At 65.7% G+C, this 13,478-nt stretch carries 14 protein-coding genes and 1 pseudogene; 11 read left to right on the top strand and 4 right to left on the bottom strand.

Going from position 1 to position 13,478, the window contains the following annotated elements:
• Nucleotides 1–12: 12 nt before the first annotated feature.
• A complete protein-coding gene (locus tag MNBBLIKP_RS14595) occupies nt 13–393 on the bottom strand; it encodes a C-glycoside deglycosidase beta subunit domain-containing protein (RefSeq protein WP_088311004.1) in 381 nt (126 codons plus the stop codon).
• A 121-nt stretch (nt 394–514) separates the two neighbouring features.
• Here MNBBLIKP_RS14595 and MNBBLIKP_RS14590 point away from each other — a divergent pair, with 121 nt between their 5' ends.
• From MNBBLIKP_RS14590 to MNBBLIKP_RS14580, 3 genes are all read left to right on the top strand, one after another.
• Nucleotides 515–2,137, top strand: a complete 1,623-nt coding sequence (locus MNBBLIKP_RS14590; protein WP_088311003.1) for a GMC family oxidoreductase — start codon at nt 515–517, stop codon at nt 2,135–2,137.
• Between the two features lie 101 nt (nt 2,138–2,238).
• Nucleotides 2,239–3,432: an MFS transporter gene (locus MNBBLIKP_RS14585; protein WP_088311002.1), complete on the top strand. Its 1,194-nt coding sequence runs from the start codon at nt 2,239–2,241 to the stop codon at nt 3,430–3,432.
• The gene (locus MNBBLIKP_RS14580; RefSeq protein ID WP_088311001.1) at nt 3,425–4,126 is read left to right on the top strand and encodes an SDR family NAD(P)-dependent oxidoreductase; all 702 of its coding nucleotides are present in this window, start codon (nt 3,425–3,427) and stop codon (nt 4,124–4,126) included. The genes MNBBLIKP_RS14585 and MNBBLIKP_RS14580 overlap by 8 nt, the downstream gene beginning before the upstream one ends.
• Nucleotides 4,127–4,296: 170 nt before the next feature.
• Here MNBBLIKP_RS14580 and MNBBLIKP_RS14575 read toward each other — a convergent pair whose 3' ends face one another.
• From MNBBLIKP_RS14575 to MNBBLIKP_RS14565, 3 genes are read right to left on the bottom strand one after another with little or no spacing between them, the layout of a single operon-like run.
• Nucleotides 4,297–5,046, bottom strand: a complete 750-nt coding sequence (locus tag MNBBLIKP_RS14575; protein WP_088311000.1) for an SDR family NAD(P)-dependent oxidoreductase — start codon at nt 5,044–5,046, stop codon at nt 4,297–4,299.
• A complete protein-coding gene (locus tag MNBBLIKP_RS14570; RefSeq protein WP_088310999.1) occupies nt 5,046–5,552 on the bottom strand; it encodes a cupin domain-containing protein in 507 nt (168 codons plus the stop codon). Before MNBBLIKP_RS14570 ends, MNBBLIKP_RS14575 begins: the two co-directional genes overlap by 1 nt.
• Nucleotides 5,549–6,493, bottom strand: coding sequence for a fumarylacetoacetate hydrolase family protein (locus MNBBLIKP_RS14565; RefSeq protein WP_088311029.1), 945 nt, complete (start codon nt 6,491–6,493; stop codon nt 5,549–5,551). Before MNBBLIKP_RS14565 ends, MNBBLIKP_RS14570 begins: the two co-directional genes overlap by 4 nt.
• Before the next feature lie 163 nt (nt 6,494–6,656).
• On the opposite strand from MNBBLIKP_RS14565, the gene hisD reads away from it, so the two are divergent.
• The 8 genes and pseudogenes from hisD to MNBBLIKP_RS14525 form a co-directional block, all read left to right on the top strand.
• Entirely contained in the window at nt 6,657–7,988 is a 1,332-nt protein-coding gene (hisD, locus tag MNBBLIKP_RS14560) for a histidinol dehydrogenase (protein WP_088310998.1), read from the top strand.
• Nucleotides 7,985–8,743, top strand: coding sequence for an SDR family NAD(P)-dependent oxidoreductase (locus MNBBLIKP_RS14555; protein WP_088310997.1), 759 nt, complete (start codon nt 7,985–7,987; stop codon nt 8,741–8,743). The genes hisD and MNBBLIKP_RS14555 overlap by 4 nt, the downstream gene beginning before the upstream one ends.
• 20 nt (nt 8,744–8,763) lie before the next feature.
• Complete coding sequence (locus tag MNBBLIKP_RS14550) at nt 8,764–9,564, top strand: cyclase family protein (protein WP_088310996.1); 801 nt, start codon at nt 8,764–8,766, stop codon at nt 9,562–9,564.
• 5 nt (nt 9,565–9,569) lie between these two features.
• Entirely contained in the window at nt 9,570–10,754 is a 1,185-nt protein-coding gene (locus MNBBLIKP_RS14545; RefSeq protein ID WP_217896698.1) for a cytochrome P450, read from the top strand.
• A gap of 14 nt (nt 10,755–10,768) precedes the next feature.
• A complete protein-coding gene (locus tag MNBBLIKP_RS14540; protein WP_176399784.1) occupies nt 10,769–11,812 on the top strand; it encodes an aromatic ring-hydroxylating dioxygenase subunit alpha in 1,044 nt (347 codons plus the stop codon).
• On the top strand, nt 11,805–12,209 hold the full coding sequence (locus MNBBLIKP_RS14535; protein WP_088310993.1) for a VOC family protein: 405 nt from the start codon (nt 11,805–11,807) through the stop codon (nt 12,207–12,209). The genes MNBBLIKP_RS14540 and MNBBLIKP_RS14535 overlap by 8 nt, the downstream gene beginning before the upstream one ends.
• Nucleotides 12,210–12,299: 90 nt before the next feature.
• Nucleotides 12,300–12,944 carry an O-methyltransferase gene (locus tag MNBBLIKP_RS14530; RefSeq protein WP_088310992.1) on the top strand — a complete coding sequence of 215 codons (645 nt, stop codon included), beginning with the start codon at nt 12,300–12,302 and terminating at the stop codon, nt 12,942–12,944.
• Nucleotides 12,917–13,478, top strand: a pseudogene (locus tag MNBBLIKP_RS14525) (nucleoside hydrolase); the annotation flags it as partial. The gene MNBBLIKP_RS14530 and the pseudogene MNBBLIKP_RS14525, both read left to right, overlap by 28 nt.

Here is a 13,478-nt window from a genome sequence, read left to right as displayed (position 1 = left end):
TCTGGCTCTCCTTCACCGGGCAGTCAGCATTTCGGTCTGCGGATTGGCGCGGGTCATGCCGGGAATATAGGGCGGGCTAACAGTGACATTCAGCGCCACTTCGTGCGCGCTGCCCACCGGCAGGCTGCGTCCCGGCAGCACCAGATAGGCGCTGTCGCGCACGAACCAGAAGCTGTCGACCTGTTCGCCATTTGCGGCAAGCGGCCATGCGCTGCCATCATATTCGATCACGGCATCGGTAAGGTCCACCGGCTCGCCATCGATCGCCAGGCTGGCCACCGCAACGGTTGAGAACGGCAAGGATCGGTACCACGGCAGCCGCATCGCCAGCCGCAGGCCCTGCGGCGCGGCGCTCAGCCCCTCCTCCCCGATCACCCGCTCGACTGGCAGCATTTCGCCTCTCCGCATTAATTAGAACCATCGTTCTACTTACCGCTTGACAGAGGGTCAAGCCTCGTGCTGAAAAAATCGGAACAACTGTTCTAGAACGCATTCGCGCGGTGGGGAGCCCGGGGTGGCCGAATTCGATTACATCATTGTCGGCGCGGGATCGGCCGGCTGCGTGCTGGCGAACCGACTCAGCGCAGATCCGCGCAACCGCGTGCTGCTGATCGAGGATGGCGGGGACAACCAGCATCCGTTCATCAAGATGGCCGGCGGGTTCATCAAGATCATGGGCAACCCGGCCTATTTCCGGGCCTATCCGCTGGAACAGCGCCCCGGCATGCGGCCGGGCATCCACACCTATGGCCGAGGTCTTGGCGGATCGAGCGCGATCAACGGCACCTGGTATCTTACCGGCCTGCCGGGTGACTATGACGGCTGGGCCAAGGCTGGCCTGACCGGCTGGGGCTGGGACGAGATTTCGCGTTGCTTCGGCATCGTCGAGAGCTACCGCGATCCCGCCGCCCAACCGGGGCGCGGTCAGCACGGCGAATTGCAGATTACCCCCAGCACCTATCAATCCCCGTTGTTCGATGCGCTGGCGGCGGGGTTTGAAACGGCCGGCATGCCGTGGAAAGGCGATGTCACCACGCCGGGCGGTCCGGTGGCAGGCCGATCACAATATACCGTCGATCGCAAAGGCGTACGCGAAAGCACTTACAAGGCGTTCGTCATACCGGTGCTGGGCCGCCGCAACCTGACCGTGGTGCAGCACACGGCGGTGAAGCGCGTGAGAATCGAACAGGGCCGCGCCACCGGCGTGGTGACCGAGGCGCACGGGCAAGAGTGCGCCCACCTGGCCGCGCGCGAAGTAATCCTTTGCGCCGGGGTCTATGGCTCACCCCAAGTGCTGCAATTGTCGGGCGTGGGCCCCGGCGCGGCGCTGCAGGCGCTAGGCATTCCGGTGGTGAAGGAGCTGGCCGCGGTCGGGCAGAATCTGGCCGATCACCAGAAGTTCGGGGTCTCGTTCGACCTTACCAACCACCCCGGCACCAACCGCGAATTCTTCGGCTGGCGGCTCTACCGCAATGCCTTGCAATATTTCCTGACCGGCAAGGGCCACCTCGCCCGCGTCGGGATGCCGTTGACCGGCCTGATCGCGAGCGAAGGCACCGACCCGGCATGGCCCGACTTTCAGGTCGCCGCCGCACCGTTTGCAATGCGCACGATCAATGAAATGGCGGCGCGCCCGGGCAGTCCGCTGACCCCCAATCCGGGGCTGACCTTCAGCGGTTATCACTTGCGCCCGCGCAGCCGTGGCAGCATCCGGCTGACCGCACCCGATTACCGCACTAGTCCGACAATCGATGCGGCGATCTGGGCCGATCCCTATGATCAGGCGAAGGCGCTGGAGCTGTTCAAACTGTTCCGCAGGATCGCCGGGACCGGCCCGCTGAAACCTTTCATCGGCGCTGAGCGCATGCCCGGCCCGGCCGTGCAGGACGATGCGGCGATTGTCAGCGAACTGGCCAAGATGGTCGAAGCCGGGCTGCACGGCACGGGCACCTGTTCGATGGGCACCGATCCAGCCACTTCGGTCACCGATGCGCGCTGCCGCGTCCACGGGATCGACGGCTTGCGCGTGGTCGATTGCTCGATTCTGCCCACCCCGGTATCGGGCAATACCAACGGCCCGGTCATCGCCGTCGCCCAGCGTGCCAGCGAGCTGATTCTGGCTGACGTGAAAGTCTGAACCATCCCGCCCCGCCGATAGGTGCCTCTCCAAGCAATCGCATGGTCAGCCAGCCGCGCCGCGCATAGCATTCGCACCGGATAGTCAGCCAGGGGAGAACCATGGGCCGCCACCATCAACCGAGCAGAATGACCGGGATCGCGCTGCTGCTGCCGATCACGCTGTCAACCATGGCAATCGTGCTGCTTGCGCCGATCCTGCCGGGCCTGCTGGACGAATACAAAAGCGTGCCCAACTTCGATTACTGGGTGCCGATGGTGCTGACCGTCCCGGCGCTATGTGTCGCGCTGTTCAGTCCGGCAGCGGGGATGCTGGGGGACTGGTTCGGGCGGCGCAAGCTGCTGCTGTGGTCGTTCGGGTTCTATGCCCTGCTTGGGATCGCCCCGGTATTCCTGCACAGCCTGCCCGCCATCATCGCCAGCCGGATCGGCGTGGGGATCACCGAGGCGCTGATCATGGTGCTGACCACCACGATGATCGGCGACTATTTCGAAGGCGAAGCGCGCGACAAGTGGCTGGCCGGGCAAACGGCAATGGCATCGATGTCGGCATTGGTGTTCTTCAACCTGGGCGGGCAGCTTGGCCAGTTCGGCTGGCGCACGCCGTTCTGGGTCTATCTGTCCGCGCTGCTGATGCTCGCGCTGGTGCTGCGTTTCACCTGGGAACCAGCCGAAGGACATGAACTGGACGAGGCCGAAAGAGCCCCGCACCATGCCAGCTGGGCAGGCTTCCCGTGGGCGCGGATGCTGGGGATTATCGCGATCACTATCTATGGCTCGGTGCTGTTCTATACCGTCCAGATCCAGGCCCCGATCGGCTTGACCGAACTGGGGATCGCTGATCCGGCCAAGACCGGGTTCCTCACCTCCATAGCCAGCATCGGCGTGCCGCTGGGCACCTGGGTCTTTTCGCGGATCGGGCGCTGGCCAGTGGCGCGACTGCTGCTGATCGAATTCGCGCTGCTGACCGTGGGCTTCCTGCTGATGAGCCGCGCGGGTGCCCCGACCGGATTCCTGATCGGCTGCTTCATCAACCAGCTGGGCGCGGGGATGCTGCTGCCGACCTTACTGGTCTGGGCTATGAGCGGGCTGGCGTTCGAAATTCGCGGGCGCGGCGCGGGGCTGTGGACCGGGGCCTTCTCGGTCGGGCAGTTCCTGTGCCCTTTGGTGGTTACCACCTTTTCGCGCAGTCTGGGCGGGTTGCTCCCGGCGTTTGGCGCGCTGTCCGGAGCGGCACTGCTGGGGGCCGTGCTGGCGCTGCTGGGCCTGCTGCGCGGCAGGCGCGCGCATGGCTGACCGGCTGAACGGCAAGATCGCGGTCGTCACTGGCGTGGCGAGCGGGATCGGCCAAGGCTGCGCGGCGCTGTTTGCGGCCGAGGGCGCGACAGTGATCGGCATTGACCGCGACCAATGCGATCTGACCGAAGAGGCCGAAGTTCAGGCGCTGTTCGCGCGCATCGGTGCCGAGCATGGCCGGATCGACGTGCTGGTCAACGCCGCCGCCTTTGCAGTGTTCGATTGGCTCGAAGACCTGTCCTATGCCCAATGGAAAGCCACGCTGACCGGCGAGCTTGACATCGTGTTTCTCGCCACCCGCGCGGCCTGGCCGTGGCTGAAGGCGAGCGGAGCGGCGAGCGTGATCAACTTCGCCAGCGCCAACGCCCGCCATGCACTCGAAGGCTCCCCCGCGCTGGCGCACTGCGCGGGCAAGGGCGGCGTGCTGGCCATGACCCGCCAACTGGCGATGGAGGGTGCGCCCCACAACATCCGCGCCAACACCATCGCGCCCGGCTTCATCAAGACCCGGGCCACCACCGCGCACCTCGCCGCCGATCCGGGATTCGAAGCACAGGTGCTGGCCAAGAACATGCTCAAGCGGCTGGGCGAACCAGAAGACATCGGCTGGTGCGCGGTGTGGCTGGCCAGCGACGAGGCCCGCTTTGTCACCGGCGCGGATATCGCCGTGGATGCGGGTGCGACGGCGTGGTGAGCCACCAAAGATCCTCCCCATTTTTGGCGAAGGCCACAAATGGGGAGGTGGCAGACGCCGAAGGCGGCTGACGGAGGGGTAACGCGGNTCTTACCCCTCCGTCATTCGCTACGCGAATGCCACCTCCCCATTTGTCCCTGCGGGAAAAATGGGGAGGGTCTGCTTCGGCCTCAACTCCCGTCGGTAATCAGCGTCCCGCCATCGACCACCAGATTGTGCCCGGTCACGAACGCCCCCGCAGCCGAAGCGAGAAACACCGTCGCCCCCGCAACCTCCTGCGGCGTACCGGGGCGGCGCAGCGGTGTCATGGCCTTCCGCCGGGCCATAAACGCTTCGTCGGCCAGCAAGGGGCCAGACAGTTCGGTGGCGATGAACCCCGGCGAAATCGCGTTGACCCGCACGCCGCGCGGCCCCCATTCCACCGCAAGATTGCGCGCAAGCTGCGCCACGCCTGCCTTGGCCAGCGCATAAGCGTTGATCCGGCCATTGCCGCGCAGGGCTGAAAGGCTGGCGATCAGCACCGCCGCGCCGCCGCCGCGCGCCGCGATATGCGGCAGCGCCAGTCCGGTCAGCACCACCTGGCTGCGCAGGTTGATCCCCATGACGCGGGCATAGTCAGCCATGTCGATCCCGGCGAACGGCCCGGCCTGTCCGGTGATCCCGGCGTTGCAGACCAGAATGTCGAGCCCGCCGAGTTCGGCCAGTGTGAAGTCCACCAGCTGCGCCAGCATGGCATCGTCCGCCACGTCGCAGGGGCAGCCCGGCATCCCAAGCTTCGCCGCGACCCGCGCGGTGTCAGCGGCATCCTCGCTCGAAATCACCACCCGCGCACCCTGCGCAATCAGCGCCTCGGCAATCGCGCGGCCGATCCCCCGGGTCGATCCGGTAACCAGCGCAGCCTTGCCGGTCAGATCGAACATCAGTGCGGCTTGTCCTCTGGCAACGGCACGCCGTTGTGGAGATAGGCCGGAGCCTCGATCAGCACGAAGGCGATCCGGCAGACCTTGTCACTGGTGTTGCGCCACAGGTGGTTGGTGCCGCGCTGGACGATGATCCCGCCCTGCCCGACAGTGCGCTTGGCTCCGTCGTCCAGCTCCAGCTCGATCTCACCTTCCAGCACGATGCCATAGTCAATGGAATTGGTGCGGTGCATCGGGCTGGCCTTGCCCGGCAGCATGTCGACCACCCGGATCACCGATCCGCCTTCCAGCGTCAGCCCCGCCTCGCGGTGGCGGCCATCGACCTCATCGTTGTTGTCGGCGGGGACGGTGGCCGTGGTCCAGACCAGCAGGAAGCTGGCATCGCCGCTGGGGATCATGCGGGTCGGCGTCACGTCCTCGCTTTTGAACACCGCGCGGCCATTGGCATCGTGCCCCGTGACGACGCGCTGGATCGGGGGCAGGCCGCTGTCCGAAAGTTCGCTCATGCCTTGACCACCCGCGCTTCGATCGCACCGAACGGGGCGCGGCCATCGGGCGTGGTGCCCTGCATCCGCACCGTGTCACCGAATTTCATGAATTCGGTCTGCGGCGCGCCCTGATCGACGATTTCGATCCCGCGGCGCTCGGCGATGCACGAGCTGCCGCATTCGCGGAAATTCTCGTTCGAAACGGTGCCCGATCCGATCACCGTCCCCGCCACCAGATCGCGGGTGCGGCAGGCGTGGGCAACCAGTTCGTGGAAACCATAGCCCATCGGCGCGCCATTGGCCGCACCAAAGCGCTGGCCGTTCCAATCCACCAGCAGGTCAAGCTGCGGGCGGCCATCCTGCCACAGCTCGCCCAATTCGTCCGGCGTCACCGCGAACGGGGCCATGGAGCAGTGCGGCTTGGCCTGGACCCAGCCGAACCCGGTTTTCATTTCGGGGCCCGCCAGCGCGCGCAGTGACCAGTCATTGATCTGCACCACCAGCTTGATGTGCGCCATGCATTCGGCTGCCGGCGTGCCCATCGGCACCGCATCGACGATGATCCCGAATTCGCCTTCGAAATCGATCTGCAGCGCTTCGTCGGCCATCCGCACATCGTCGGTCGGGCCATAGAATTTGTCGGACACGCCCTGGTACATCAGCGGCCAGCTCACCGGCGGCTTGTCCACCCCGATCACTTTGTCCATCAGCGCGCCGTGGCTGGCATAGACCGAGCCATCGAGCCACTGCCACGCGCGCGGCAGCGGAGCCATGACCTGGCCGGGATCAAGCGGATCGGGGAAATTGCTGGCATTGGCAAGCTGCGGAGCGACGGTTGCCCAGTCTTCGAGCGCCTGCTGCAGGGTCTGGACCGGTGCGGGGGCGCAGTGGCTGCCATCGGGCGAAACCACCACCAGCCGCCCATCCTTGGTTCCATCGCGCAGGGTTGCCAGACGCATCGCATTCTTCTCCCAATCTGAAACTGTCATATGCGGTTAGCCACGGCTGGCCCGGCGGACAAAGGCATTCGGTCGATAGCGGACTATCGATACAATGCGATGGTCTCCCCCCGCAGGCTGGGGCAATTGGCCACCCAGATCAAGCTATCCTCAGGGGAGACATATGGCCCAGTGGCTCAAGCGCGGCATGGCTGCCGAGGCGAAGGCGGACGCCGACCGCAAAGTGCGCGACATTGTTGAAGCCGCACTGGCGGACATCGAAGCACGCGGCGACGTGGCCGTGCGCGAGATGAGCATCAAATTCGACGGCTGGGACCGCGAAGACTATCGCCTGACCCGGGCCGAGATCGACCGCTGCGTTGACAGCCTGAGCCCGCAGGAACGCAAGGACATCGAGTTTGCGCAGGCGCAGGTGCGGGGCTTTGCCCAGATCCAGCGTGAGAGCATGCGGGACGTCGAGGTGGAAACGCTGCCTGGCGTGGTGCTGGGGCACCGACACGTGCCGATCCAGGCGGCGGGTTGCTATGTTCCGGGCGGCAAGTATCCGTTGCTCGCCTCGGCGCACATGAGCGTGATCACCGCCAAGGTGGCGGGCGTGCCGCGCGTCATCACTTGCGCGCCGCCGTTCCAGGGCACTTTCGCGCGCGCAATCGTCGCGGCGCAGGCCATGGCGGGCGCGGACGCAATCTATGCGCTGGGCGGGATCCAGGCGATCGGGGCGATGGCGATCGGCACCCAGAGCATCGATCCGGTCGACATTCTGGTCGGCCCCGGCAATGCCTTTGTGGCAGAGGCCAAACGCCAGCTATTTGGCCGGGTCGGGATCGATCTGTTCGCCGGGCCAACCGAAACCCTGATCATCGCCGACGAGATCGGCTGCGACCCGGAAATGGCCGCGACTGATATTCTGGGCCAGGTCGAGCACGGGCCTGACAGCCCCGGCGTGCTGCTGACCAACAGCGAAAAGTTCGCCCGCGCGACCATGGCGGAGATCGAACGCCTGCTGCAGATCCTGCCCACCGCCGACCATGCCCGCAAGGCATGGGACGCTTACGGCGAAGTGATCGTGGCCGACAGCTATGAGGAAATGGTGCAAATCGCCGACCAGATCGCCAGCGAACACGTGCAGGTGATGACGCGCGACCCGGACTACTTCCTGAATCAGATGACCAATTACGGCGCGCTGTTTCTGGGCGCGCGGACCAATGTGTCGTACGGCGACAAAGTGATCGGCACCAACCACACCCTGCCAACCAAAAAGGCCGCGCGCTATACCGGCGGGCTGTGGGTCGGCAAGTTCCTCAAGACCTGCACCTATCAGCGGGTGCTGACCGATGAGGCATCGACGCTGATCGGCGAATATTGCAGCCGGCTGTGCGCGCTGGAAGGGTTTGCCGGCCACGGCGAACAGGCCAACCTGCGCGTGCGCCGCTATGGCGGGCGCAATGTGCCCTATGCCGGGCAGGCTGAGCCGAGCGCGGCGACACGGGCGTGAGCGACCTGCCCACCACCCCCTCCTTCCGCCTTGGCGGCAAGCGCGCGCTGGTAACCGGGGCGGGACGGGGGATCGGGCTGGCGGCGGCCAAGGCATTGGCCGATGCCGGGGCGGAAGTGACCCTGGCCGCGCGCACCGCAAGCGAGATCGAAGCCGCCGCCGCAGCGATTGGCCAGGGCGCGCGGGCCGCCGTGCTCGACGTGTCTGACCTTGCCGCCGTCAGCGCTTTCTTCGCGGACCGCGAGCCGTTCCACGTCCTCGTCAACAATGCCGGAACCAACCGTCCCATGCCGATGTGGCAGGTGACCGAGGCAGATTACGACGCGGTGCTGGACCTCAATCTCAAGGCCGCGTTCTTCGTGGCGCAGGCCTGTGCGCGGCGGTTGATCGAGAGCGGCACGCCGGGCAGCCTGATCCACATGGGCAGCCAGATGGGCCACGTCGGCGGGCCCAATCGCAGCCTTTATTGTGCCAGCAAGTGGGCGCTGGAGGGCATGAACAAGGCCTTTGCGCTCGATCTTGCCCCGCACCGGATCCGCTCCAACACGATCGCCCCGACCTTCATCGAAACACCGCTGACCGCGCCGATGTTCGAAGACTCCGCATTCAAGGCCAGTGTGCTGGCCAGGATCAAACTTGGCCGGATCGGTTTACCCGAAGATCTGATGGGCGCCGTCCTGTTCCTTGCAGGCGACGCTTCTGCCATGATGACCGGAACCAGCCTGGTCATCGACGGCGGCTGGACCGCTGACTGAACCACAAAGGGAGAGATCCGATGCCCCGCCGTTATGTTGACCTGTCGATGACGCTCGAAAACGATATCGTCAGCGATCCGCCGTTCCTCAAGCCGCACATCGAGTATGAGGTCCATGCCGATACCAAGCATGAGCTGGGCCATTGGTTCGATCCGGAACAGGCCGAAGGGATGCACGGCGGCCAGCCGTTCTGCGCCGCCGAACGGGTGCAACTGACCACGCACAGCGGCACCCATGTCGATGCGCCGTGGCATTATCACCCGACCCAGGACGCCGCCCTGCCCGGTGGTTCGCGTCCGGCCCAGACGATTGACCAAATGCCGCTCGAATGGTTCTTCAATCCCGGCGTCAAGCTGGACTTCCGCGACCGTCCGGATGGGCATGTGGTGACCGCGCAGGAAGTGGAAGACGAACTGAAGCGGATCGGCCATGTCCTCCAGCCACTCGACATCGTCGTGGTCAACACTGCGGCGGGGATGGCGCTCGCCAACCGCGATCCAAACTATGTCGGGATCGGTGCGGGGATGGGCTATGAAGCGACCATGTACCTGCTGGAACGCGGCGTGCGGGTGACCGGGACCGATGCCTGGTCGTGGGATGCGCCGTTCAGCCACACCGCCGAAAAGGTCAAGGAAACCGGCAATCCCAAGCTGATCTGGGAAGGCCACCGCGCGGGTGTGGACATCGGCTATTGCCACATCGAAAAGATGCACAACCTTGAGGTGCTCCCCAGCACCGGCTTCATGATTTCGTGCTTCCCGCACAAGATCAAGGGCGCCAGCGCCGGCTGGACCCGCGCTGTGGCGATCTTCGAGGATTGATCGCGGTGCCGGTGCCGGTCCTCGATTTCGATCCGTTCGACGAGGCGGTGCTGGCCGATCCCTATGCGCATCACGACCGGCTGCGCGATGCCGGGCCGGTGGTATATTTTCTCGCGCGCGGCTGTTTTGGCATGGCGCGTTACGGCGATGTCGCGGCGGCGCTGAAGGACTGGCAAACCTTTGGCTCCGGTCGCGGCGTCGGCCTGACCGACTTCGCGCTGGAGGAACCGTGGCGCCCTCCGTCGCTGCTGCTTGAAGCCGACCCGCCGCTGCATGATCGCACGCGCGGGCTGATGAACAAGGTGGCCAGTCTGTCCAGCCTGCGCGCGGTGATGCCTGAATGGCGCGAGACTGCGCGCACATTGGTTTCGCGGCTGGTCGGCGCGGGACCGTTCGATGCGGTCCCGGCGCTGGCTCAGTCCTTTCCGCTGGCGGTGTTTCCCCGGCTGATCGGGCTGGCCCCCGGCGGCGAGGAGCATTTGCTGACCTATGCCGCGACCGCTTTCAACGCCTTTGGCCCACGTAACCGGCTGCTGGAGCAATCCCTTGCCCAGGCAGCCGAGGCGACCGCGTGGGTCAGCGAAGCCTGCCGCCGCGAAAACCTGCTGCCGCATGGTTGGGGAATGCAGGTGCACGAGGCGGCCGACCGCGGGGATTGCACCGCTGACGAGGCCGACCGGCTGGTCCGCTCATTCCTGACCGCCGGGCTCGACACCACGGTCAACGGGATCGCCAATGTGGTCCACGCGCTGGCGCTGCATCCGGATCAATGGCAGCGCTTGCGTGCCGAGCCCGCGCTGGGCAAGCGCGCGTTTGAGGAAAGCCTGCGCTGGAACGGGGTGGTGCAAACCTTCTTTCGCACCACCACCCGCCCCGTTCAGGTGGGCGGGCATGAGCTGCCCGAAGGGGCGAAGGTGCTGCTGTTCTATGCCGCCGCCAATCGCGACCCGCGCCAGTGGAACCGGGGCGACATGTTCGACATCACCCGCAGCACCAGCGGCCACCTTGGCTTCGGGTTCGGCATTCATCAGTGCCTCGGCCAGATGGTCGCGCGGTTCGAGGCCGAAGCCGCGCTGGGCGCACTGATCGAAACGGTGGGCGAACTGCGTCTGACCGGACCGGTCGAACGTCCGCTCAACAACACGCTGCACCCGATCGGACGCCTGCCGATCGAACTGGTCGCGGCATGACAGAGGATCGAACGATGGAACGCTATCTCCGCAACGTCTGGTACATGGCCGCTTGGGCCGGGGAAGTGGGCGAACTGGGGCTGGCGCGCGAAGTGCTGGGGCGGCCCTTGTTCTTCTACCGCCTGGGCGATGGCCGGGCCGCGGCACTGCTTGACCGCTGCCCGCACCGCTTTGCCCCGCTGTCACGCGGCGGGCGGGACGGCGATCTGGTGGTCTGCGGCTATCACGGGCTGAAATTCGGTCCCGACGGCCAATGCCTGCACAATCCGTTCGGACCCAGGATTCCCGCCGGGACCACCGTGCCCGCCTTTGCAGTGACCGAGGCACATGACGCGATCTGGCTGTGGGGCGGCGATCCGGCTGCGGCCGATCCGGCGCTGATCCCGGACTTTTCCTTCATCCCCGATACGCCGGAGCAGCGTTCGGTGCGCGGCTACACGCTGATGCAGGCCAATTACGAATACGGCACCGACAACCTGATGGATCTGTCGCACATCGAATGGGTCCACAAAGGAACCTTTGCCGGTGACGGGGTAATCTTTGCCGGTGAGCATTCGGTCCGGCAGGAAGGAGACACCCTGCATTCGGACTGGTGGATGCCGAAAATCAAGCCGCCGATGGTCGCGCAGGGGCTGGTGGGCGCCGGCGAGACGGTCGATCACTGGCTGCGGATGCGCTGGAATGCCCCGGCATCGATGCGGCTGGATGTGGGTGCCTGCCCGCACGGCGCGCCCGAAAGCAAGGGTTTCGACATTCCCCAGGCCCATATCCTGACCCCGGCCAACGCGCACGAAAGCCACTATTTCTGGACCGCGAGCCGCAACCACGATCTCGATAGTGCCGAAGTCGACGCCTACATGCTGAACCTGTTCCGCGAGGCGTTCGATGTCGAGGACAAGCCGATGATCGAAGCGGCCTATGCCAATGTCCGCGCCAATCTTGAAGCGGGGGGTGATTTCTGGGCCGAAAAGCCGGTCTCGCTTGGCATTGATCAGGGCGGCACCCGCGCGCGGCGGCTGCTGGAAAGCCTGATCGCGCGCGAAGCGGCGCATGGCTGACTTCACTTTCCATCACGGCGGAGTTTCGGTCCCCAACCTGGACGCAGCGATTGACTGGTATGGCCGGGTGCTGGGCTTTGCCGTGGAAAAGCGTTTCTGGATCGAAGCCGCGCGCAGCCACACCGCGATGCTGCGCAAGGGCCCCTTGCGCTTCGAACTGTTCGAAGTCGAAGGGGCCGCGCCGCTCCCCGAGGAGCGCCGCCATCCGCCCAGCGACCTCAGAACCCACGGCAACAAGCACCTCGCCTTCCGCGTCGAGGATCTGGAGGCATTCCTGACCGAGATGGAAAGCAAGGCCGTGGACGTCGCCTTCGTGGTGCGCGAAGCGTTCGGCAAGGGCTGTTTCATCCGCGACTGTGCGGGCAACCTGATCGAATTTGTCGAGGAACCGGATTGACCCTGCCTTTGCCGTTCGTGTCGAGCGAAGTCGAGACACGTNGTGTCTCGACTTCGCTCGACACGAACGGAAGTTTGCTGGAGAAACTCGATGCATTTCACCGATCCCAAAGTCGCCGCAGTCTTTGCCCGCTATCAGGCACGCGAACAGGCGGACAATGCACGGATGCGAGAACTCGGCCCCGCCGCGTTCGAAATCCGCGACGAATTCCTGCTGCCCGTCGGCCCGGAAGTGGGCGCGTTCCTCCACGCGCTGATCCTTGCGCGGCGCCCCCGGCGCATCCTCGAGCTTGGCACCAGCTATGGCTATTCCACCCTGTTCCTGGCCGACGCCGCGCGCGCGGTGGGTGCGCAAGTGGTGACGATGGAACTGGCCGATTACAAGCAGGACTACGCTCGCGCACAACTGGCCGCTGCCGGGCTGGACGGCGTCGTCGAGTTTCGCCTTGGCGATGCGGTGGCGATGACCCGCGACGATCCCGGCACGTTCGATTTCGCACTGCTCGACATCTGGAAGGAACTGTACCTGCCCTGCTTCGAGGCCCTCTACCCCAAGCTGTCAGACGAAGGCGTGATCTGCGCCGACAACATGATTTCGCCCGAAGTCGCCCGCCCCGAAGTGCGCCAATACCGCGAAGCCGTGCGCGCCAGGGCGGACCTGCAGACCGCTTTGCTGCCAATCGGCCAGGGGATCGAACTCAGCGTGCGGTGGAGCGCCGGGAACACGAAGCTGTGATCACCCGGCGCGGCTCACTGGGCCTCAGCAGCGCGGCACTGGCTGCGGCGCTGCTGCCGCGCGCGGCTCTGGCCAAGCCATATCGCACGATCCCGCAGCGCCCGTCCGCGCGGGTTATCGTGGACAACGATTTTGCCGGGGATCCCGATGGGCTGGTGGCACTGGCGCACCAGTTGCTCAGCCCCAAGACCCGCACCGTGCTGATCACCGCATCGGCGCTGAACCCGCAATTTGCCGCAGGCGAGAGCAAGACCCGTTCTGCCGCGATCGGGCGCGAAGTCGCGCTGGAACTGATCCACCGTGCCCGGATCAAGGCCGCGCCGCCGGTGGTGGCCGGGACCGAACTGCCCGCCGCCGCCGACCCCGCAGCGAACTCCGCCGCCCACGCGATTGTGGCCGAGGCCCTGCGCGACGACAAGCTGCCGCTATTCTTCACTTGCGGCGGTCCGCTGACCAACCTGGCCGCCGCGCTGCGACTGGAGCCAGCGATTGCCCGGCGAATGACTGCGGTGTGGATCGGTGAAATGCATCGAG

This window comes from Novosphingobium sp. B 225 (assembly GCF_002198665.1).
Lineage (GTDB): Bacteria > Pseudomonadota > Alphaproteobacteria > Sphingomonadales > Sphingomonadaceae > Novosphingobium.
The sequence above is the reverse complement of the archived record's forward strand: the minus strand, read 5'-3'. Positions and strand labels throughout refer to the sequence as shown.

Excerpts from the sequence above, each read along its gene's own strand:
- MNBBLIKP_RS14595 (WP_088311004.1), bottom strand. The coding sequence starts at position 393 with ATGCTGCCAGTCGAGCGGGTGATCGGGGAGGAGGGGCTGAGCGCCGCG.
- MNBBLIKP_RS14585 (WP_088311002.1), top strand. The coding sequence starts at position 2,239 with ATGGGCCGCCACCATCAACCGAGCAGAATGACCGGGATCGCGCTGCTG.
- MNBBLIKP_RS14580 (WP_088311001.1), top strand. The coding sequence starts at position 3,425 with ATGGCTGACCGGCTGAACGGCAAGATCGCGGTCGTCACTGGCGTGGCG.
- MNBBLIKP_RS14575 (WP_088311000.1), bottom strand. The coding sequence starts at position 5,046 with ATGTTCGATCTGACCGGCAAGGCTGCGCTGGTTACCGGATCGACCCGG.
- MNBBLIKP_RS14570 (WP_088310999.1), bottom strand. The coding sequence starts at position 5,552 with ATGAGCGAACTTTCGGACAGCGGCCTGCCCCCGATCCAGCGCGTCGTC.
- MNBBLIKP_RS14565 (WP_088311029.1), bottom strand. The coding sequence starts at position 6,493 with ATGCGTCTGGCAACCCTGCGCGATGGAACCAAGGATGGGCGGCTGGTG.
- hisD (WP_088310998.1), top strand. The coding sequence starts at position 6,657 with ATGGCCCAGTGGCTCAAGCGCGGCATGGCTGCCGAGGCGAAGGCGGAC.
- MNBBLIKP_RS14550 (WP_088310996.1), top strand. The coding sequence starts at position 8,764 with ATGCCCCGCCGTTATGTTGACCTGTCGATGACGCTCGAAAACGATATC.
- MNBBLIKP_RS14540 (WP_176399784.1), top strand. The coding sequence starts at position 10,769 with ATGGAACGCTATCTCCGCAACGTCTGGTACATGGCCGCTTGGGCCGGG.
- MNBBLIKP_RS14535 (WP_088310993.1), top strand. The coding sequence starts at position 11,805 with ATGGCTGACTTCACTTTCCATCACGGCGGAGTTTCGGTCCCCAACCTG.
- MNBBLIKP_RS14530 (WP_088310992.1), top strand. The coding sequence starts at position 12,300 with ATGCATTTCACCGATCCCAAAGTCGCCGCAGTCTTTGCCCGCTATCAG.